The sequence below is a fragment of the Methylomonas sp. MgM2 genome (assembly GCF_054172045.1).
Genome location: NZ_JBSYXO010000023.1, coordinates 40561 through 61545 on the forward strand (window position 1 = coordinate 40561; position 20985 = coordinate 61545).

Here is a 20985-nt window from a genome sequence, read left to right on the forward strand (position 1 = left end):
TATCAATGTGACGATGCCTTCCACCATCAGAAATGCTATGACCGTAGACGTCGAAGATTACTTTCAAGTTTCGGCGTTTGAAAAGCACATTGCACGCTCAGAATGGGATAACCTTACCCACCGCGTCGCTGACAACACCGGTCGCATTTTGGACTTGTTCGAACAATATCATGTGAAGGCAACTTTTTTTACGTTGGGGTGGGTGGCGGAACGCTATCCCGCACTGATTAGGCGAATCGTAGACGAAGGACACGAATTAGCCTCGCACGGCTATGAGCACATACGCGTAACCGAACAAACGCCTGAACAATTTCGTGCGGACATTAGAAAGAATAAGCAAATTCTCCAAGAAATTAGTGGGAGAGAAATCATTGGTTATCGAGCCGCGAGTTATTCGATAGGTGCGAAAAACTTATGGGCCTTGCAAATTTTGGAGGAAGAGGGGCATCTATACAGTTCCAGTATTTATCCTGTTAAACATGACTTATACGGGATGCCGTCGGCGCCGCGTTTTGCTTTTCATCCGGAGAATGTCCGGAATCTGTTAGAGATCCCCATTACTTCGTTAAAAGTCTTGAACAAAAATATACCATGTGGCGGTGGCGGCTTTTTTCGATTATATCCCTATCAATTTTCGAAATGGGCTTACCGATACATTAACTCGATAGAAAAACAATCAGGTATATTTTATTTTCATCCATGGGAAATTGACCCTAATCAACCTCGACAACAAAATTTGCCTTTCAAATCGCGCTTTAGACACTATCTAAACCTGAGTCGAGTCGAAGACAGACTAAAGCGCTTACTTTCCGATTTTGCCTGGGATACTATGCAAAGCGTATTTCTTCGTTTTTAGCTCGACAGATTTTTATCATGATCAAATTACTGACACAAAACGATTGTCGGCGCTGGGATAATTACGTCATGACGTCGGATGACGCAAGTTTTTTTCATCTCTCGGCATGGCAACAGGTAATACAGCAAGCGTTTTCCCACCACGCTTATTATTATTTTTACGAACAGGACGGTGAAATAACCGGTATTTTGCCGCTTGTGCAAATAAAGAGCTTGTTATTTGGTAATGCTTTGATATCGAACGCTTTTTGCGTTTACGGCGGCATAGTCGCAAGTAATGAACAGGCTTTTGACGCATTGCAAAAGCAGGCTCAACAATTGGCTAGGGAGTTGAACGTCGATTATCTGGAGATGCGAAACCGATGTCAAAGCCATCCTGACTGGCCGCAAAAGGAGCTTTATGTCACGTTCAGAAAGACTTTAGATGCCGATCATGACAAAAACATGATGGCGATTCCACGGAAACAGAGAGCGATGGTACGTGCTGGCATAAAGGCTGGTTTAAACAGCGTCATAGACGAGTCGGTTGACCGGTTTTATCAAGCCTATGCGGAAAGCGTCAGAAATTTGGGCACACCAGTGTTTCCAAAACGTTATTTTGAAGTCTTGAAAAGAGTTTTTGCTGACGATTGCGAGATTCTAACGGTCGAGCATAATGGTTTCGTTGTCGCCAGTGTTATGAATTTTTACTTTAAGGATGAAGTGTTGCCTTATTACGGCGGCGGCACCGAAATGGCGCGAGATCTAAAAGGCAATGATTTCATGTATTGGGAAGTGATGCGACGCGCTGTCGATAGAGGTTGCCGGGTATTCGATTATGGCCGCAGCAAAATTGGTACGGGGTCGTATCGCTTTAAGAAACATTGGGGTTTTGAAGCGGAGCCGTTGTTTTACGAAATCGATTTGGTCAAAGCGAACGAAATTCCTGAAATCAATCCGTTAAATCCAAAGTATCGGTTGTTAATCGCCGCCTGGAAAAAACTACCATTGCCGCTTAGCCAGGTAATTGGTCCTTGGTTGGCAAAAGATCTGGGTTGACAATATTATGACCAAGTTACTCTATTTGGTTCATCGTATTCCGTATCCGCCGAATAAAGGCGACAAGATTCGTTCGTTTAATTTTCTAAAAGCTTTGGCCGAAAAATACGAAATCTACTTAGGTACATTTATCGACGATCCGGATGATAAGCAATATGTCGAGGCGTTGAGTCCCTTTTGTAAAGAAAGTTTATGCGTCGAACTGTATTCTAAATTAAGCAAGTTCAAAAGCTTGGTAGGATTTATTAATGGCGAAGCGTTAAGTTTGCCTTATTACCGCAACCAGGCTTTACAACATTGGGTGGACAGGACGATAGCGGAACAAGGTATAGAGCGAATATTAATTTTTTCGTCGCCGATGGCGCAATATGTTGAAAACTACTCTAAATTGCATTTCGTAGCCGATTTTGTCGATGTGGACTCCGATAAATGGCGGCAGTATGCAGAGAATAAAAACTTTCTTGCCAGTTGGGTTTATCGACGCGAAGCAGAAAAACTTTTGAGTTTCGAAACTCGAATTGCAAGTAAAGCCCATGCGACACTGTTTGTATCGGAAAAAGAGGCTGAGTTATTTAAAGATTTGGCGCCAGCAGTAGCGGAAAAAATAAGCTTCGTTAATAATGGGGTCGATACTGCATTTTTTGATCCTGACTTATCTTATGTTTCGCCGTTTCCGATAGGAACAAAAGTCATTGTTTTTACTGGCGCGATGAATTACTGGGCGAATGTGGATGCAGTCGTTTGGTTTGCCCAGAAAGTCTTTCCGCTAATAAGGCGAGGGTGTAACGAAGCACGATTTTATATTGTGGGTTCTAAACCCGATAACGCTGTTCGGCAACTTACAGATAATGACGCGGCTGTAGTCGTAACAGGTCGAGTCGACGATGTCCGAACTTATATTGCTCACGCCAATGTGGTAATAGCGCCATTACGTATTGCTAGAGGCATTCAGAATAAAGTGTTGGAGGCTATGGCGATGGCGAGGCCTGTCGTGGTGACGCCGGCGGCAATGGAGGGTATACCGGGTAACGCAGAGATTCAGATACAAGTAGAGGATGAACCTGAGAAATTCGCCGAGCAAGTATTGAATGTTTTGCGGAGGCCGTTTCTGCATGAACCAAGTAATCGTCGTTATGTGAAGGCGGATTTTAGTTGGCAAACAAGTGGCCACGATATATGTCATTTCGTAAATGGAGAGGGTGGCTAACAACATGTCGTCACAACGGCCGCCTCTGATTGTTCATATCATTTATAGACTGGGAATCGGCGGTCTAGAAAATGGACTGGTTAACATTATCAATCGACTGCCGGAAGACCGTTACCGCCATGCCATCGTTTGCCTGACTGATAGTACGGATTTTGGCCAACGGCTAAGGCGTAGCGATGTCGCCATCTATCGAATACACAAGCGATCAGGTCAGGATTGGGCATCTTTTTTCACGGTTTATCGTCTCCTCAAGCAATTAAAGCCGGCCATTGTCCATACGCGAAACTTGGCCGCAATCGAATATCAGCTTTGTGCTTTTTTTGCCGGCGTGCCGTATCGGATACATGGTGAACATGGTTGGGACGTATTCGATCCCGAAGGTAATAACGTCAAATATCAGTGGTTGCGTCGTCTATTGGGCTTATTCATACATCGTTTCATTCCATTATCGAAACATCTTCAGGCCTATTTGCAGAATACAGTACGCATCCCGGAACGAAAAATCACGCGGATCTGTAATGGTGTTGACACCAAAATCTTTTATCCTCATGCAGGAAACCGTATTGTTCCGGCCGACTGTCCGCTAATTTCCGACGGCAAGGTGGTGATCGGCACGGTTGGCCGCATGCATGGTGTTAAGGATCAGCTCACATTGGTTAATGCCTATATTCATGCCTGTATGCAATCCGTGCAATTTTCCCGGGAAAGCTGTCTGGTATTGGTTGGCGATGGTCCTTTGCGCGAACTAGCGGTTGATCTGCTGAAGGACAGACACTTAATGAATCAGGCTTGGCTGCCTGGTGAGCGAAATGATATCGCCGATATATTGCGTAGTTTTGATATATTTGTGTTGCCCTCAAAAGCGGAAGGCATCTCCAATACTATATTAGAAGCCATGGCAACCGGTTTGCCAGTCATTGCAACCCGAGTCGGCGGTAATTCGGAATTGGTCGTTGACGGGAAAACGGGCTATTTAGTCGAAAAAGAAAATGTGCCGGCAATGACTGAAGCTATGTCAATGCTGACGACCGATGCGGACAAACGACGGCAATTTTCTAAAGCGGCATATCAACGTGTTCAGAACGAGTTTTCGATTGATGGTATGGTTGCTCGTTATCAACAACTTTATGATGGGCAGTGACTCTGCCAAAGAGAATCAACATGTGTGGCATCGTCGGTATATTTGATATTCAAGGCACTAGCGAAATCGATCGTAACCTGTTATCTCGGATGAACGAATCGCAATTTCATCGTGGGCCTGATGAAGGCGGTTTGCACTTAGAACCCGGCTTGGGTTTTGGGCACCGACGTTTATCGATTATCGATTTGTCTAGCGGGCAGCAACCCATGCACAGCCAAGATGGTAATGTCGTGTTGACCTATAATGGCGAAGTCTATAACTTCGGCGAATTGCGGATGGAGTTGGAATCGCAGGGATATGTTTTTAAGACCCATTGCGATACTGAAGTCATTCTTTACGCTTGGCAAGCCTGGGGCGAAAGTTGTGTCGAACGTTTGCGAGGCATGTTTGCATTTGCGATTTGGGATAGGGCTAGTCAAACCTTATTTTTGGCGCGCGATCGCCTGGGTATTAAGCCGCTGTTTTATGCTGAATTAGCCAACCGACAGCTGATTTTTGGATCGGAACTCAAGTCGTTGACATCGCATCCTGCATTGCAGAAAAATATCGATCCGACTGCAATAGAGGATTACTTTGGCTTCGGATATATTCCAGATCCTAAAACCATTTATCAAAATGTTTACAAGTTAGAGCCTGGTTATTGCTTAACAATAAAGCGTGGTCAGAAAGCATGGAAACCTCGGCAATATTGGGACGTTCGATTTCAGGTGGGAACAATTAAGGATGCCGATCAAGCTGGTGACGAGTTGATCGAGCGCTTGCGCGAGGCCGTTAAAATTCGCATGGTAGCCGACGTTCCGCTGGGAGCATTTCTATCCGGCGGTGTCGATTCGAGCGCCGTTGTCGCGATGATGGCCGGCCTATCCGGCGATCCGGTTAATACTTGTTCTATATCCTTTGGCGATCCGAAATTTAATGAGTCGCAGTTTGCGACACAAGTTGCGGAACGTTACCGCACTGAACACCGGGTCCAACAGGTTGATCCGGATGACTTTACACTGATCGACAAACTTTCAGACTTATACGATGAACCTTATGCCGATAGTTCCGCATTGCCTACTTATCGAGTTTGCGAATTAGCTAGACGGCAAGTGACGGTGGCATTGTCGGGTGATGGTGGCGACGAAAACCTAGCGGGTTACCGCCGTTATCGCTGGCATACTTACGAAGACAAGATGCGGTCGTTGTTGCCGGACGCGTTTCGGATGCCGTTGTTCTCTATGGTAGGCAACATGTATCCAAAATTGGATTGGGCGCCTAAAGTGATGAGGGCCAAAAGTACGTTAGAGTCAATCGGACGCGATTCGATGGAAGGCTACTTCCACAGCGTATCGGTGATGTCGAACGAGTTGCGCGGCAAGCTATTTAGCGACCAACTAAACAAACAGCTACAGGGCTATCGCGCAATTGAAGTGTTTCGACGTTATCGCCAGCATGCGCCGGAACATCCATTGGCCATGGTGCAATATTTAGATCTGAAAACCTATTTGGCCGGTGATATTTTAACCAAGGTCGACAGGGCAAGTATGGCTCACGCCCTTGAAGTTAGGGTGCCGATACTCGATCATAAGCTGGTCGAATGGATGGCGACGTTACCGCCTGATTTGAAACTGCGTGGAAGGGAAGGCAAATTTGTTTTTAAAAAAGCGTTGGAGCCTTATTTGCCTGAGGACATTTTGTATCGACCGAAAATGGGCTTTGCCGTGCCGCTCGCTAGTTGGTTCAGGGGGCCGTTGAAACAGCGTGTGCAAGAAGCCTTGTTGGGCGATACGCTACGTCGTACAGGTTGGTTCAATGACGCTTTTCTAAAACGTATGGTTACCCAACACCAAGCTGGTTTGCGGGACTATAGTACATCTATATGGTCGCTATTGATGTTCGAAGCTTTTTTGCGGGGTAGAGAGTGATTGGGAATCAAATTTTCTCGACCTTAGGTGCAATAGACAGGTGCAGAGCATTTTGTTAGAGTGCTGATACTAACGGTTACTATAATTGAGGGGCCATGATAATGAAAGCGAACAATCAAGAAAAAGCGTCGTTGCCCGAAAATAAACAAAATCAACAGATTGATCATTTTCGCCGAGCGATTACAAAGATTGGTGTAATTTCCCCCGTTGCGATGACATTGGCTAGCAAAGCGGCGTTAGGTGACGTATACCAGTGCACAATATCTGGGATGCAGTCAGGTAATGCTTCTAGTCATGATTCAGATAATATGTCGGATTGTCCTCAGGGATTTTCAACATTTGACTGGTTAGATTTTGAATCTCGTGACGCGGTATCTGGGGCTGTACCCAATGCCAGGCATTGGGCTGAGGCGGGTGTCAGCCCTATTTATATTGAGTACAAAACTAATAATAAAAGATACTGGTATATAAAAGGAACGCTAAATTCACTCTCGTGTAGTGGCGTATTGGAATATGCTAATCGTGATTCTATTCCTTATAAAATGTGCGCCGCTCTTCGGGAAGGTTTAGGGGGTGGCTATCCGGCCACGACAAAAGTTTGCGCTGGGAATAAAAATTACTTAACTATAATCGATGAAACTACCTTTGAAGAAGTATTTGGTGCTCCTCCGACGTCCAGTTCAGGTACAACATTCAGAGAAGTTTTGGCTGGATCTAATAATTTAGACCAGAACGCGTGTGTTTGTTATTTGAACGCCGCGATAAATCAAATTGAATTCGTAACAAAGGATGATATTGTCGCTCTTTGGAATTTGGCCGCATTGGGCACACCTTTTCAGGATGGTTCGTTGTTAGTAACTAATTCAAGTGGGGCTGTGGCTTTGCTTGCCGCTTGGGCTAGTTAATCCTCAATGAAATGGAGTGTTTGTCGTAGCTTCGAGATTGGGATCAGAGCCTTTGATCAAGAATCTGTCTTGTTTCATTTTGGTAGTGGAGCAACTCATCTGCTTAGTTCTGTCGCGTGCCAAGTAATTCAAATTCTTATAGAGCAAAAGAAGCCAATGAGTGAAAAACAATTAATATTGGGTATGAGTCAACGGTCTGGCCGCGATTTTGATTTGAAAGATCTTGACTCAGTCTTACGGCAATTGCAGGAACTTCAGTTAGTCGAAACAGTCTAGTCTAGCCGGTCTTGAGCGGAAAAACATCTCAATCAGCATTAATTAAAAACGGCGCGTTTGTCCTAAAAATCGGGCCTTTTTCGGTTCGAGTTCAATCATCCATTATGGCGGTGCATGACGGGATAGATCAGTTGTATGGCGACTATCCACGTTTGACGTCAGATTCCTTTTGCGACTTTTATGTGCGTTTGTTTCCGCCGTTAGGCTTGCGGAGACTTTTTAGAAAACAAGTTTTGTTTGCATTTGATCAGTTCACACCATTTAAACCATTGCCTTATGCGCAGGCTTACCCTTTATTTGAATGGGGATTGAATTGGTGTATCGCTGGTTATTCCCACCAGTATTTGATCATTCATGCAGCCGTTGTAGAGCGTTATGGCAAGGCTTTAATTTTGCCGGGAGCACCGGGTTCCGGAAAGAGTACTCTATGCGCTTCTTTGATTAATTCGGGTTGGCGATTATTGTCGGACGAATTAACCTTAATTGATTGCGTGACAGGCAATATTGTTCCTGTTCCTCGTCCAGTTAGTTTGAAAAATCAGTCGATAGAAATAATAAGGAAAACTTATCCTCAATGCATATTTAGTCCTATAGTTCGAGATACGCTGAAAGGCGAGGTGAGTCTTATGAAACCACCTGCTAGTGCTGTGTTATTGGCTGACCAAATTGCGTCACCTTGTTTAGTTGTTTTTCCTAATTATGGAGAGGGTGTCGATTTGGTGGTGAAAAATGTGTCCAGAGGTGAAGCCTTTATGCGTTTGGCTGATTTGTCTTTTAATTACAGTACACTAGGTTATCAGGGTTTTGACGTGTTGGCGGGATTGATTGCACGTTGCCGCGCTTATGATTTTGTTTACAGTGGAGATTTTAATCAAGCCCGAGCATGTTTTGATCAACTAATCAATGAGCAAGTTGATGAATGATGATAATTCGTTGTTGCTTATCAGATACTTGGCGTTCGATTTGGCTCCATATTCATATAGAGAGGATGAATGGGAGTTGTTAATTCGACAGGCACGGGCAGCAGGAGTTTTAGCTAGGCTAACTTTCTATTGGAAAAAGTTTGAATTGTTTTGTCCGCCTCCTTTCGTTAGTCGTCATTTGGATTCAGCTGAAAAATATTGGCTGTCACAGAAAAGGATTATTAATTGGGAGTTGCATAATTTAAAACCAATTTTTCACCAACTACAGTTACCGCTTATTTTGCTAAAAGGAACTGCGTATTCGGCGGCAAACTTAAATGCAGGGTTCGGGCGGGTGTTTAATGATATTGATATATTGGTACCTAAGCAGCGTTTAAGCGAAGTTACACGTGCATTACGGTGGAGCGGCTGGTTGCCGGAACGCTTGAATAGTTATGACCAACGCTATTACGAATGTTGGATGCATGAATTGCCACCATTACGCCATATAGAACGCGGTACGACCTTGGATGTTCATCATAACGTCTTACCACTTACTTGTGATTTGGCGCCAAAACCGGAATTATTATTGAATGCGATCGTAGAGGTTCCAAATCAAGGTTTATGGACTTTAGCGCCCGAAGACATGGTCTTACATAGTGCCTGTCACTTGTTTTGGGGTGGAGAGTTTGAAAACGGTTTACGTGATTTGAGCGATATTGATCTTCTTCTCCGTGAATTTAGTAACAATGATCGAGATTTTTGGCAAAAACTGCTGGTTCGTGCGGAAGCTTTAAATTTGCGAAAACCTTTATTCAATGCATTGTTTTGTTCACATAAGATTTTAAATACGCCGCTGTCTATTGAGGCGATTAAGATTGTGGAAGGATTTAATAAGAGGTTTGAGGATAAAATAGTCGCTCAATTGTTTTTAAAGGCATTGAAACCACGTCATCCCAGTTGCGAAGATTATTTAACCGGTTTCGCACGATGGATGTTGTATGTAAGGTCTCATTGGTTAAAGATGCCGTTGTATTTGCTGATACCACATTTATCCAGAAAAGCGTGGTTGCGAATAGTTAAAAAAGAAGACTAACTCTCAATGGATTGACTGATAACTTTAGCAAAACAAATCATTGTGGCTTAAAGACGTGAAAATACTACACATTCTTGATCACTCTATTCCTCTTCATAGCGGTTACACCTTTCGTACACAAGCCATTATCGAACAGCAGCGTAAATTAGGTTGGGAAACTTTTCATGTAACATCGGCTAAACATGTTGGGACAAGAGGGGCTCTTGAAAATGCTAATGGTCTGTCATTTTATCGGTCGATACCCCCTGACGGGCCTTTCGCAAATTTGCCGGTTCTTAATCAATGGGCGATTGTGCAAAGTTTACAAAATCGCCTGGATGAAATCATTCCAGACATCAAACCTGATATCTTACATGCCCATTCACCGGCGTTGAATGGTCTTGCGGCGTTGAATATGGCGAGAAAATACCGGATTCCATTGGTTTATGAATGTCGCGCTTTTTGGGAAGATGCCGCAGTCGATCACGGCACGACGCGAGAAGGTAGCTTGCGCTATCGGCTGACGAAAGCTATGGAGACGTATATTTTTAAGCGATCTGATGCGGTGACAACGATTTGCGACGGCTTGAGGAAAGACATTATCAGCCGTGGTGTGTCTGCCGATAAAATCACAGTGATTCCCAATGCGGTGGATATCAACAAGTTTACTTTTGGCGGAAAGGCCGACTTGGAATTAGTTCGCCAATTGAATCTTGAGGGGAATATTGTCTTGGGGTTTATCGGTTCGTTTTATGCGTACGAAGGCTTATTACTTTTGCTAGATGCATTATCGGAAATCATAATTAAACATCCTAATGTTCATTTATTATTGGTTGGTGGTGGACCCCAGTTAAAGGCAATTAAAGACAAGATTCGAGCGCTTAATTTAAACAAAAAGGTTACCCTGACCGGGCGTGTGCCGCATGATCAAGTACAGCGTTATTATAATTTGGTGGATATTTTTGTTTATCCTAGGCTTTCGATGCGCCTGACCGATTTGGTAACGCCGTTAAAACCGCTCGAGGCCATGGCACAAGGTCGATTATTGGTCGCATCTGATGTCGGAGGGCACCGTGAGTTGATAAGGGATCGCGAGACTGGTTATTTGTTTAAGGCTGGTGATAGGACGTCGTTGACGGAAACAGCAATACAAGCGATAGCCGATCAATCTCATTGGGATGCGATACGGAATGCCGGTAGGTTGTATGTTGAACGTGAACGGAATTGGCAGTGTAGCGTCGCTAATTATCAGACTGTGTATGCAAATGCACTCGAAGCCAAACAATGACTTATACCGAACCCAGATTAGTTGTCTTTTGTTCGTTATACCCTAGTAAAGTCAGGCCTAATGCGGCTACCTTTATTCGTGAACGTATGAGCCGGGTTGCTAAGCATTGCCCATTGGTGGTGGTTTCTCCTGTTCCGTGGTTTCCATTGCAGGGATTGCTACGGTTATTTAAGCCGGGATATCGGCCTCAGCCTGCTCGATATGAACGACAAAGCGATATAGATGTTTATTTTCCGCGTTTTTTAGCCATACCGGGTTTTTTTCGATTTTTGGATGGCTTTCTGATGGCAATTGGCGCCTTGCCAATATTTTTGAGACTCAAACGGGAATTTGCATTTAATCTAATCGATGCCCACTTTGCTTATCCTGACGGTTATGCGGCAACGAAATTAGGCAGATGGTTTAGAGTACCGGTTACAATTACTTTACGCGGTACCGAGGTGCCGTTGTCTAAAATACCGGCGCGACGAAAGCGGTTAATGAAGGCTCTGCAGCTGGCGGCAAAAGTGTTTTCGGTATCTGAATCTTTGAAGAGTCACGTCGTTGCGCTAGGAGCGGATAACCGGAAAATTACAGTGATTGGCAATGGCGTCGATACCGCAAAGTTCATGGCTGTCGATAAAATGCATGCTCGGAGGCAATTAGGGTTAGCCGGTGATGCTGAAATTTTAATTTCGGTTGGTGGTTTGGTTGACAGAAAGGGTTTTCACCGTGTAATCGAGTTAATTCCAAAATTACTTGAAAAGCACCCGACGTTGATTTACGTGATTGTCGGTGGTTCAAGTCCGGAAGGTAACAATCGGGCCGTATTGGAAAAACAAGTTAGCTCCTTGGGTTTGAATCAAAGAGTCAGATTTTTGGGCGAGATGCCCGCTAAAGACTTACATATTCCTTTGTCGGCTTCCGATATTTTCGTTTTGGCAACTGCAAACGAGGGGTGGGCAAACGTTTTTTTGGAGGCTATGGCTTGTGGTTTGCCAGTGATCACCACTGATGTAGGTGGAAATCGTGAAGTCGTATCTTCGCCGGAATTGGGAACTGTGGTGCCATTTGGACATTCTAGCCTCCTTCTAGATGCGATTGACAATGGCTTGGACCACGCGTGGAATCGCCAGAAGATTATAGATTATGCTGCCGACAATGAATGGGATAGGCGTATTAAACAATTGTTGACGGAATATCACACATTGGTCAATTCATGAGTCTCTACACTTCTGTTTGTTCAGCACTGTTATTTCCCTTGCACGAAGCCGTCAAAAAACACAGTACGGTTAAGGTTCGGCGCGATCTGGAGAAGAGTCAATGGTTTAATCCTGACCAAATAGCGGAACTGCAGCGAAAAAAATTAAAGGCTTTTTTAATCGACGCTCAGCGACATGTGCCTTTCTACTCAAGTCTTTTTTCTAAATGTGGTTTTGACCCGAATGCGGTGGAAGATTTGCAATCGCTTGGTGCCTTACCTTTTCTCACCAAGGCTACGATTAGAAGCCATCTAGAAGAGATGCGGGCCTATAATGCAATTAGTTTGGCGCGTTTCAATACCGGTGGCTCTAGTGGCGAACCGTTGATTTTTTATATCGGCAAGCAAAGGGTCAGTCATGATGTGGCGGCAAAATGGCGGGCGACCCGTTGGTGGGGGGTCGATATCGGCGACCCGGAAGCCGTGGTATGGGGGTCGCCAATTGAGCTAAAAGCTCAAGATCAAATTCGCTTGATAAGGGACAAAATGCTCCGAACTCATTTGATTCCGGCTTTCGAAATGTCCCCTGAGAAACTTGATGGATTTATACGGCGAATTCAACAGATTAGTCCGAAGATGTTATTTGGCTATCCGTCCGCATTGGCTCACATTGCCAGTCATGCTGAGAAAAAACATATATCTTTGAATAGCCTGGGCATCAAAGTCGCCTTTGTGACCTCCGAAAGACTTTATGATCATCAGCGCGAAAAAATACAAAGCGTGTTTGGTTGTCGGGTTGCAAACGGCTATGGCGGGCGTGATGCCGGCTTTATCGCGCATGAATGCCCGCACGGCGGAATGCACATTACAGCGGAAGATATAATCGTCGAAATCGTCGATGCCGAGGGGCGAATATTACCGACGGGTGAACTGGGCGAAATTGTCGTGACGCATCTTGCAACCGGTGAATTTCCGTTTATTCGCTATCGGACCGGCGATATGGGGAGGTTATCCGATAAAGTCTGTGCATGCGGTCGGGGTTTGCCGATGCTAGAAGAAATTCAAGGACGCACTACGGATTTTGTCGTTTCCCAAGATGGTACTGTGTTACATGGATTGGCATTGATATATGTGCTTCGAGATCTCGAAGGTGTCGATGCTTTTAAAATCATCCAGGATAGTCTTGAAAAGATTACGGTACAGATCGTCCGAACTCAAACCTACCAAGCCGCACTTGCCGAAGAAAAAATCATTCGTGAATTCAAAAAGCGTTTGGGTGATTCGGTGATTGTTGATATTCAATATTGTGATTACATTGCCAAAGAGCGATCCGGCAAGTTCCGCTATGTAATCAGCCACGTTTCCAATTAACTTTCTTTAACGGCAATGACAAAATTGGTTGGATGGATCGGAGGAGCCCGACAAACCGAAGAAGCCTGTGCTTTATTGGACAGTATGAGTGCGCATGAGGTTTTGGACTGTAAGGTCGATTCAAATTATGCGGTGGCTGCACCAGCGCACAGCATGCAACTTTTTGGCGAATGTTTGTTCGTTTCACTAGGGCAATCTCTTCAAAAACAGCCGCTCGGTGACCTGCTCCATCACTATCGGCTACGAGGTAATCATTTTTTATCCGGTCATGCCAATCCAACCGCGTTGCTGATGATTGATGCGGAGAAACAAAGTTTGATTCTGGCGACGGATCCAATCGGCCTGACGAATATTTATTACGCTCAGACCGGTAACGGCTTGGTGTTTGGCTCCCGTGCCGATTTCGTTATTAGGCACCCCGATGTCGATAACGCCTTTAATGCGCAAAGTATTTACGATTACGTTTACTATCATCATATCCCTAGCCCCAATAGCATCTATCAACAAGTAAAAAAGTTGGAAGGCGGGCAATGTCTGATTTATGAATCAGGCCGAGTGACGCTTCATCGTTACTGGACGCCAAGTTTTCGAGAAGATGACATTGAACTGAAACAGGCAGGCTTGGAGTTCAAAGATTTATTGATGGATGCAGTCGAATCGAATGCTGATAGTCAGGAAAATACCGGAGCGTTTTTAAGTGGCGGTCTGGATAGTTCCAGTGTCGCCGGAGCCTTGTCAAAAGTATTTCCGGGACAGGCAAAAACGTTTTCCATGGGCTTTCCAGTGGAGGGATACGACGAGATCGAATATGCCAATATCGCCGTTAAGCATTTTAACACCCGACAACACGAATATTATGTAACGCCGGAAGATACCGTCAACGCAGTACCGCTGATTGCTGCGTATTACGACGAACCATTTGGTAATTCCTCGGCGTTGGCGGCCTATTACTGTGCCAAATTGGCAAAGGAAAACGGTATCAAGCGTTTGCTTGCAGGTGATGGCGGCGACGAGATTTTTGCCGGCAATGAACGTTATGCCAAACAAATGTTGTTCGAACATTATCATTCCTTACCCGGCTTTGCTAAGGCGGTGTTGGAAACCGGCCTAAATCGCTTGCCGGCAGGATTGGCTAAACAAAAGTTGCCTTTCAAGACAAAACGATATATCGATCAGGCTAATGCGGCAATGCCTGACCGTATGCAGGATTACAATTTTCTACATCGCCATGATGTCGCTGATATTTTTCAGTCTGATTTTATATCTCAGGTTGATACTTCAGAGCCGTTGCAATTGCTTAGAGATTGTTATGAAAGGCCCGAAAATGCCAGTACATTAAATCGGATGTTGTACATGGACTGGAAGACAACCTTGCACGATAACGATTTGGTCAAAGTCAACCGTATGTGTGAAATGGTGGGAGTGGATGTTTGTTATCCGTTATTGGATCAGCGTATCATTGATTTGTCCTGCCGTATTCCCTCAAGCATTAAATTGAAAGGCCGGAAACTGCGTTGGTTTTATAAGCAAGCCATGAAGGATTTTTTACCGGAGCAAATCATCAATAAGTCCAAGCATGGGTTCGGTTTGCCCTTCGGCATCTGGCTAAAAGACCATCGCCCCCTGAAGGAGTTGGCATACGATACCATCAATGATTTGAAAAAACGTGGCTACTTCAATCCGCAATTTCTCGATCACGCCATCCAGATGCATCAAAGCATCCATGCGGCTTATTACGGCGAATTGATTTGGATCTTGATGATGTTGGAGTTATGGTTTGCCGGGAAAAAGCATTAATTGAGTCAAAACGGTTTCAATACAGCCAACCACACGATAGCAAACAGAAACAATACCGGGATTTCATTGATCCAGCGGTAATAAACATGGCTATGTTGATTGCGGTCATGTTTAAAGTCCAGCAGCCATTTGCCGCAGAAAACATGATATAACACCAGTAACAACAACAGCGTCAGTTTGACGTGCAGCCAGCCAGCACCGGAATACAAGGTCCATGCATAATCTCCCAGCATCCAGATACCGAAGATAAACGTGCAAATCATGCCCGGTGTCATGATGCCGAAATACAATTTACGTTCCATGATTTTGAAACGTTCATTGCCGATCGCATCTTCGCTCATGGCATGGTAGACAAAAAGTCGCGGCAGATAAAATAAGCCTGCGAACCAAGTGACCATAAAGATTAAATGGAGTGCTTTTAACCAAAGCATCGTTGATTCTCCTTCCGCGACTACAAGTGACGAACATGCGAGAATTGCGTTAAAGCAATATCGCGTAGATGCGATTCGTTATTATGTGACTTCCTTCATATCTCGTTGGTCGCACAATAAAAGTTTTTAGATTAACTGCTATTCTTTCACAAATAGTGATGTTTGGAGGGATTAAATGTCTCGGTTTTCTATGGACTTGTTCGCTGATAGCCAAACTGAACCTAGCCCAGACGCATTTTTGGACAATGAACCTTTGCTATTCGGCAATGAATCAAATCCGAGAGAACGGAATTTGAATGTATTGAGTTCAAAAGTTAGTAGAAAACCAAGAGATTTAATGGCGCACTTAAAGCGTATTTTTTTCTGTTATCAAAATGCGTTAGCAGAGCCACTGTATGCATCGATATTGGATTTTCTGATTGTTCTAAATGGTAAAGGACGTGAAATCAGTTTGCGCGTCATCCACGGTAGCCGTTCGCAACTTCACTCATATCGTACATCCGAAATTAAACGTGCCCTAAGCAATCCTCACCAAGCACCAGGGAATCGCTATTCTTTATTCACTAGCGGAATATCGGGGACAACTCACCTGATCGAGATATCGCAAGGTTCTGAAGAACAGCATGATTACTTGGCGCTCGCGAACGACTTTATTGAATTTAGTCAGCTAGAAGAAGCGATGTCAGTATTGGAGCAAGGGCTTGATCGGTACCCTGAACGGCAAGACTTACAAGCGGCATTGTTGGAGTTGTATAAGTCGACTGACAGTCGGGATCGATTTCGCAAGGCGTATAAAGCGATCAAAGCAGAAAGCGCACCGCTGATCGATGATTGGCGGAGGCTGGCAGATTTTTTTGATGGAAAATTGAAATGAAAAAAGCCGGGAGCGCGCCGCCGCTTAAGGTCGCGCTGTATGGGATGGATTCGCGCAGCTATAAGACCATGGAACTCTATTTAAAAGGTCCATGTAAAGGCGTTGCAGTGGTGGTAAGTGCGGACGAGGCGGAAACCGATATTATCGATGCCGATTTTGCCACGGCGGGTGAAATTTTAGAAACTCGACGCCAGCAAACGCCTGACAGACCGATTATCTTATTGTCTTTACAGCTTTTAAAAGTTGAAAACACTTATTTTGTACAGAAACCAGTCAGTGCTGGGCAATTAACCAAAGTCCTAAATGAACTGAAGTCACAAATTTGCGAACTTCGGAAATCGCATGCAGTGATAGAAAGGCAGGACGCTGGTCCTAAAACGCATGAAACTTTGCCTGCCGCAGATGAGCATATGGTCACCACGGGGCGTGCAACGGTGAGTGTATCCGGCGATGATCGGAATGCACAAAAAGCGGCTAAGAAAAAGGTGATGTTTGAAGACAATGAGGGAGGATATACCGCTTTTCTCGGGATGTTATCCGGTGTTGATTTTAATGATAAAAATCAATTACTCAGTGCGAGTTTTGACCCGAAGGCCTATTTCCTTAGTTTTGTGCTTTCGGCCTACAGAGTGGCCGGTCACGAAAAAAGAGCCTTCCAGCTTAATTCGATCTGGAAGCCATTAATCATTCTACCCGACAGCCATCAGGTCTGGATTGATGCTGACGACAAGCAATTACGAGCTTTTGCCGGCGTTGAACAAAATAATGCCTTTGCCGGCAACATCAATTTGGTTCCGGTTGACGCGAATACGGTTAGAGCAAATAACGCACCTGAAAAATTTCAGGATATGGATGTTTTTATTTGGAAGTTGACGATTTTGACTTCGAAAGGGCGGTTCCCTCTCGGTTTATATCCGGATCGTCCGGTTTATTTGAAGCACTGGCCTAATTTTACGCGATTGCTACTGACGCCGGACGCTTTGAGAATTTCCGCGCTATTGCTCCAGGGAGCCAGAACACCGCTTGATATCATCAGAGTTTTGAACGCTAGACCGCAATATGTATTCGCATTTATCAGCGCCTGTTATAGCTTGGGGATTCTAGGAAAAAGCGAACGCCAAATTGACCGGCTTATTGCGCCGGATCCACCTAAGCATAGTAAGAAACAAGGCTTGCTGAGCAAAATTTTACATAAATTACGCGCTAACTAACGCTTAATGAGTGCCATGAGTCAATATAAAATAATATTCACCGGCCCGGTTGGAGCAGGCAAAACGACGGCGATCAGTAGTATTAGCGATTCGCCGCTTGTTAAGACTGAGGCCTCAGCCAGTGACATGACAAAGAACCGGAAGTCGTCGACTACAGTAGCGATGGACTATGGTGTGATGAATCTCGATGGCGGAGAGAAGATTCATCTTTACGGTACGCCCGGCCAGGAACGATTTGATTTTATGTGGGATATTTTAACGACGGGCGGTATCGGACTCATTTTGTTGTTGGATAACACTCGAGCGGATCCATTCCAAGACATGCGCTTTTTTCTGGAAGCGTTCGATAAATTTATCAAGTCAACGGCAGTCGCCATAGGTGTGACCCAAATGGATCTCAGTAACCACCCCACGATAGCCGATTATCATCAACAGTTGCGGGCGATGGGCGTAAAGATGAAGCCGCCCGTGTTCGCCGTTGATGCAAGAGAATACAACGATGTTTCATTGTTGGTGCAATCGCTGCTTTATTCTTTAGATCCGGGGTTGGAAGGCGAGTGAGATGAAACAGTTCAGATTAGCGGAAGGTTTATTTTTATATCCAACGCCTGCTGGCGCGTATCAAGCCGTTTCGGCTAAGCAAGCCGATAAGCCTAGACGATTTTTGAAACGTTTATTGCAACAACCACAAACGCCGGCACTCAATGTCGAGCAATTAATGATGTTGACCGAGAGCAGCGACGAGAGTAAGTCGCTAGAGTTGCTGCATCACTGCCAAAAGCTCGGCTGGGTGCAAGGAGTGGATAAGGTAATCGAGGCTCCGCAAGGCGCTCTGGAAGATTTTTTGCCGGCGTTACTAAATAAGATTACAGAGAATGGCAAAGTGTTGCTTGCGGACGAACAGGGGTTTTACTTGGCTTGCAGCGGATTTCCGCACGAAGTGGCCGAAGAGCTATCGGCATTAAGCGCCGATTTGATCACAGTTCACAAACGGCGTTCAGGCCTGCTGATGAACAATATGGGCATCGCTAGCCAGGCTTGGGCGGTGGTTGATGCATTTGGTAATAGTCAGATTGGGTTCTGGCCGGTATTTATTGGTAATCATTGCTTTGTCATCGCGATTGCCGGTATTCCGCATTTCAATCAAGCTGAATTTGTTAGTTTGATTTGGACGTTAAGTATTCGTTACGCCGGAAAAGACGACCCTAAACACGGTTAATATTTTGGGAAACTACGTTTAAGAGGAAATAAACTATGAAAGCTGACTTACTGACATCGGTATTGACCGACTTAAATGGCACATCGGCGGATATTGAGGCATCGGGAGTCATCTCGACAGACGGCTTGATGATGGCATCTGTGTTGCCGGCCGGTATGGATGAGGATAGAGTCGGTGCGATGAGTGCAGCAATGTTATCGTTGGGTGATAGAACGGCGCAAGAATTGAATAGAGGTGGGTTGGAACAGGTGTTGATTAAAGGAAACCATGGTTATGTACTGATGACATACGCCGGTGAAGAAGCCGTACTGACGGTTCTGGCAAAACCGAATGCCAAATTGGGTTTGATCTTTTTGGATGTCAAACGGGCGGCTGAAAGCATAGCCGAAATGCTGTAACTTCACATCGTGTTGGGAGAGTCCGATGATTACCGATATGAAAGAAGAGGACATCGTAGGCGACTTCCGGGAAGTCGGCTTGCAGTTGTACGGTTCGATTAAACGAAGAATCCTCTATACAGAAATCGAAACCCCTTATCCTGATGGTAAATTAATTGTTTCGACGACTACCCCGGCTGGTGTCATTACGCACGTTAACCCCTCTTTCGTCGAAATGTCCGGTTATACGGAAGAGGAATTGATCGGTGCGCCGCACTCGATACTCAGACATCCTGATATGCCGCCCGCTGCGTTTAAAGATCTGTGGGATACGATTCAACGAGGTGATAAATGGCAAGGTTATGTAAAAAATTTACGCAAGGATGGCGGGTACTATTGGGTAAAAGCAACCGTTATTCCGAATATTAGAGGCGGTAGGCTGGTTGCATATACTTCGGTGCGGCGCAAGCCCTCCCGCACTAAAGTTGAAGAATGTATCAAACTTTATCCCACACTCTTTTAAGCAGGGGAACGCTATGTCGTTTATGTTTACCGTTAGTCCGGATTTCACTCCCGATCATTTATCCGGATGGTATATTTTTAATACCTGGCTTCAGAAACTCACCGGCGAGGCTATACATTTGCAGATGTATGACGACTTTCAGAGTCAAAGAGAGGCGATTCAGGCCGATAAAATCGACCTGATTTATGCCAACCCTTTTGATGCGGCGATGTTGGTCAGAGAAAAAGGCTTTTTACCCTTGGTTAAGGCAAAGAACGCCGCCGATGAAGCGTTGATTGTATCCAATGCCGAAAGTAGGGCAAATGACGTTGCCGATTTGTCTCCGGGTACACGCGTAGCCTTTACCGATGACCCGGACGTACGCCTGATGGGGATGATCATGCTTGAGCCCGGGGATCTGGACAAATCGAATATCGTGCCGGTGGCCGCCGATAACTATGTACTCGTAGCCAAGCATTTACTGGCGGGGGATGCGGATGTCGGTATTTTCTTGGCTGAAGCCTACGACGATTTATCCGCGATGATCCGGAAACAACTTAAAGTATTGGTCAGAAGCCAGATCAGTGTGATACACCACGCATTGATGATCGGTCCGAAATTGCAAGCTCGGCGGGATGAAATCGGGCAATTATTAGTAAACATGCAGAGGGACGAGAAAGGGTCGGGAGTCTTGAATAGCCTGGGGTTTGAGTCTTGGCAAATCGTCGATGACGAGGAAATGGAATTTATGATCGATTTGATGGATACCTTGAATACCTAGTTTCCAAATAGTGCTAAGCGCTTCATACACAAAAACGACGATAGATTTTCTTCGCCATGGAGAAACCCAAACCGGTGACTATTTTCGTGGTTCAAGCGATGATCCGTTAACAGAACAAGGGTGGCGGCAAATGTTTCAGCAATGTTTGGGTCAGCAATGGCCGGTTGTAATTGCCTCACCGTTGCGGCGTTGTTTATCCTTCGCGTCGGCCTGGGGACAGGAGCGGCAAGCCGAGCTAATAATAGACCCAGACTGGCAGGAAATCGATTTCGGAGACTGGGAGGGCATGTCGGCAGAACAAGTCGAACGGCTGCAGCCGGGAGCCTTGACCAATTATTACGCCGATCCGATTAGCTTTACGCCGCCAAACGCGGAAAGTTATACAAACTTCGAAAGACGGATTCGGAAAGCCTGGGAGAGTTTGCTGTTAAATCATGCCGGACAAAATATATTGGTGGTTACTCACGCAGGGGCGATAAGGTTGTTATTCTCGACTTTGTTAAACATTCCTCTACAGCAAAGTTTTCAGATTGAGATACCGTATGGCTGCTTAACTCGTTTTAGTTGCTTCGATGATGCCAGAGGCCGGTTTGTGCAGCTGAACTTTCACAGGCCTGTTTAATTTTCTAACAACTACAATTTTACAGG

The 20985-nt window shown here is 45.1% G+C and carries 22 protein-coding genes; 21 read left to right on the plus strand and 1 reads right to left on the minus strand.

Going from position 1 to position 20985, the window contains the following annotated elements; all coding sequences use genetic code 11:
* Positions 1–37: 37 nt before the first annotated feature.
* From ACW73I_RS16265 to ACW73I_RS16325, 13 genes are all read left to right on the plus strand, one after another.
* The gene (locus tag ACW73I_RS16265) at positions 38–856 is read left to right on the plus strand and encodes an XrtA system polysaccharide deacetylase (protein WP_458030475.1); all 819 of its coding nucleotides are present in this window, start codon (positions 38–40) and stop codon (positions 854–856) included.
* A gap of 17 nt (positions 857–873) precedes the next feature.
* Positions 874–1893 (plus strand): FemAB family XrtA/PEP-CTERM system-associated protein, encoded by a 1020-nt coding sequence (locus tag ACW73I_RS16270; RefSeq protein WP_458030476.1) that lies wholly within the window; start codon positions 874–876, stop codon positions 1891–1893.
* A gap of 7 nt (positions 1894–1900) precedes the next feature.
* Complete coding sequence (locus ACW73I_RS16275) at positions 1901–3100, plus strand: TIGR03087 family PEP-CTERM/XrtA system glycosyltransferase (protein WP_458030477.1); 1200 nt, start codon at positions 1901–1903, stop codon at positions 3098–3100.
* A 4-nt stretch (positions 3101–3104) separates the two neighbouring features.
* Positions 3105–4241, plus strand: coding sequence for a TIGR03088 family PEP-CTERM/XrtA system glycosyltransferase (locus ACW73I_RS16280; protein ID WP_458030478.1), 1137 nt, complete (start codon positions 3105–3107; stop codon positions 4239–4241).
* Positions 4242–4261: 20 nt separating this feature from the next.
* The gene (locus ACW73I_RS16285) at positions 4262–6148 is read left to right on the plus strand and encodes an XrtA/PEP-CTERM system amidotransferase (protein ID WP_458030479.1); all 1887 of its coding nucleotides are present in this window, start codon (positions 4262–4264) and stop codon (positions 6146–6148) included.
* 101 nt (positions 6149–6249) lie between these two features.
* Positions 6250–7053, plus strand: a complete 804-nt coding sequence (locus tag ACW73I_RS16290) for a hypothetical protein (RefSeq protein WP_458030480.1) — start codon at positions 6250–6252, stop codon at positions 7051–7053.
* A gap of 6 nt (positions 7054–7059) precedes the next feature.
* Positions 7060–7329, plus strand: a complete 270-nt coding sequence (locus tag ACW73I_RS16295) for an HPr-rel-A system PqqD family peptide chaperone (RefSeq protein ID WP_458030481.1) — start codon at positions 7060–7062, stop codon at positions 7327–7329.
* 11 nt (positions 7330–7340) lie between these two features.
* Positions 7341–8252, plus strand: a complete 912-nt coding sequence (locus ACW73I_RS16300; protein WP_458030482.1) for an HprK-related kinase A — start codon at positions 7341–7343, stop codon at positions 8250–8252.
* Positions 8245–9327 carry a nucleotidyltransferase domain-containing protein gene (locus ACW73I_RS16305; protein ID WP_458030483.1) on the plus strand — a complete coding sequence of 361 codons (1083 nt, stop codon included), beginning with the start codon at positions 8245–8247 and terminating at the stop codon, positions 9325–9327. Before ACW73I_RS16300 ends, ACW73I_RS16305 begins: the two co-directional genes overlap by 8 nt.
* Positions 9328–9382: 55 nt before the next feature.
* Positions 9383–10594, plus strand: a complete 1212-nt coding sequence (locus tag ACW73I_RS16310) for a TIGR04063 family PEP-CTERM/XrtA system glycosyltransferase (protein ID WP_458030484.1) — start codon at positions 9383–9385, stop codon at positions 10592–10594.
* Positions 10591–11796, plus strand: a complete 1206-nt coding sequence (locus ACW73I_RS16315) for a glycosyltransferase (protein WP_458030485.1) — start codon at positions 10591–10593, stop codon at positions 11794–11796. The genes ACW73I_RS16310 and ACW73I_RS16315 overlap by 4 nt, the downstream gene beginning before the upstream one ends.
* Positions 11793–13145, plus strand: coding sequence for a phenylacetate--CoA ligase family protein (locus ACW73I_RS16320; RefSeq protein WP_458030486.1), 1353 nt, complete (start codon positions 11793–11795; stop codon positions 13143–13145). The genes ACW73I_RS16315 and ACW73I_RS16320 overlap by 4 nt, the downstream gene beginning before the upstream one ends.
* Positions 13146–13160: 15 nt before the next feature.
* Positions 13161–14942, plus strand: coding sequence for an asparagine synthetase B family protein (locus ACW73I_RS16325; protein ID WP_458030487.1), 1782 nt, complete (start codon positions 13161–13163; stop codon positions 14940–14942).
* Between the two features lie 5 nt (positions 14943–14947).
* Here the strand turns inward: ACW73I_RS16325 and hemJ are convergent, their stop codons facing one another.
* Positions 14948–15373 (minus strand): protoporphyrinogen oxidase HemJ, encoded by a 426-nt coding sequence (hemJ, locus tag ACW73I_RS16330; protein WP_458030488.1) that lies wholly within the window; start codon positions 15371–15373, stop codon positions 14948–14950.
* A 175-nt stretch (positions 15374–15548) separates the two neighbouring features.
* Here hemJ and ACW73I_RS16335 point away from each other — a divergent pair, with 175 nt between their 5' ends.
* From ACW73I_RS16335 to ACW73I_RS16370, 8 genes are read left to right on the plus strand one after another with little or no spacing between them, the layout of a single operon-like run.
* Positions 15549–16247: a tetratricopeptide repeat protein gene (locus ACW73I_RS16335; RefSeq protein ID WP_458030489.1), complete on the plus strand. Its 699-nt coding sequence runs from the start codon at positions 15549–15551 to the stop codon at positions 16245–16247.
* A complete protein-coding gene (locus ACW73I_RS16340; RefSeq protein ID WP_458030490.1) occupies positions 16244–17458 on the plus strand; it encodes a hypothetical protein in 1215 nt (404 codons plus the stop codon). The genes ACW73I_RS16335 and ACW73I_RS16340 overlap by 4 nt, the downstream gene beginning before the upstream one ends.
* Positions 17459–17473: 15 nt before the next feature.
* Complete coding sequence (locus ACW73I_RS16345; protein WP_458030491.1) at positions 17474–18019, plus strand: GTP-binding protein; 546 nt, start codon at positions 17474–17476, stop codon at positions 18017–18019.
* 1 nt (position 18020) lies between these two features.
* A complete protein-coding gene (locus ACW73I_RS16350) occupies positions 18021–18677 on the plus strand; it encodes a hypothetical protein (protein WP_458030492.1) in 657 nt (218 codons plus the stop codon).
* Positions 18678–18712: 35 nt separating this feature from the next.
* A complete protein-coding gene (locus ACW73I_RS16355) occupies positions 18713–19075 on the plus strand; it encodes a roadblock/LC7 domain-containing protein (protein ID WP_458030493.1) in 363 nt (120 codons plus the stop codon).
* A 25-nt stretch (positions 19076–19100) separates the two neighbouring features.
* Positions 19101–19577 carry a PAS domain-containing protein gene (locus ACW73I_RS16360; protein WP_458030494.1) on the plus strand — a complete coding sequence of 159 codons (477 nt, stop codon included), beginning with the start codon at positions 19101–19103 and terminating at the stop codon, positions 19575–19577.
* Between the two features lie 13 nt (positions 19578–19590).
* The gene (locus ACW73I_RS16365) at positions 19591–20337 is read left to right on the plus strand and encodes a phosphate/phosphite/phosphonate ABC transporter substrate-binding protein (protein ID WP_458030495.1); all 747 of its coding nucleotides are present in this window, start codon (positions 19591–19593) and stop codon (positions 20335–20337) included.
* A 10-nt stretch (positions 20338–20347) separates the two neighbouring features.
* Positions 20348–20959 (plus strand): histidine phosphatase family protein, encoded by a 612-nt coding sequence (locus ACW73I_RS16370; protein ID WP_458030496.1) that lies wholly within the window; start codon positions 20348–20350, stop codon positions 20957–20959.
* Positions 20960–20985 lie beyond the last annotated feature (26 nt).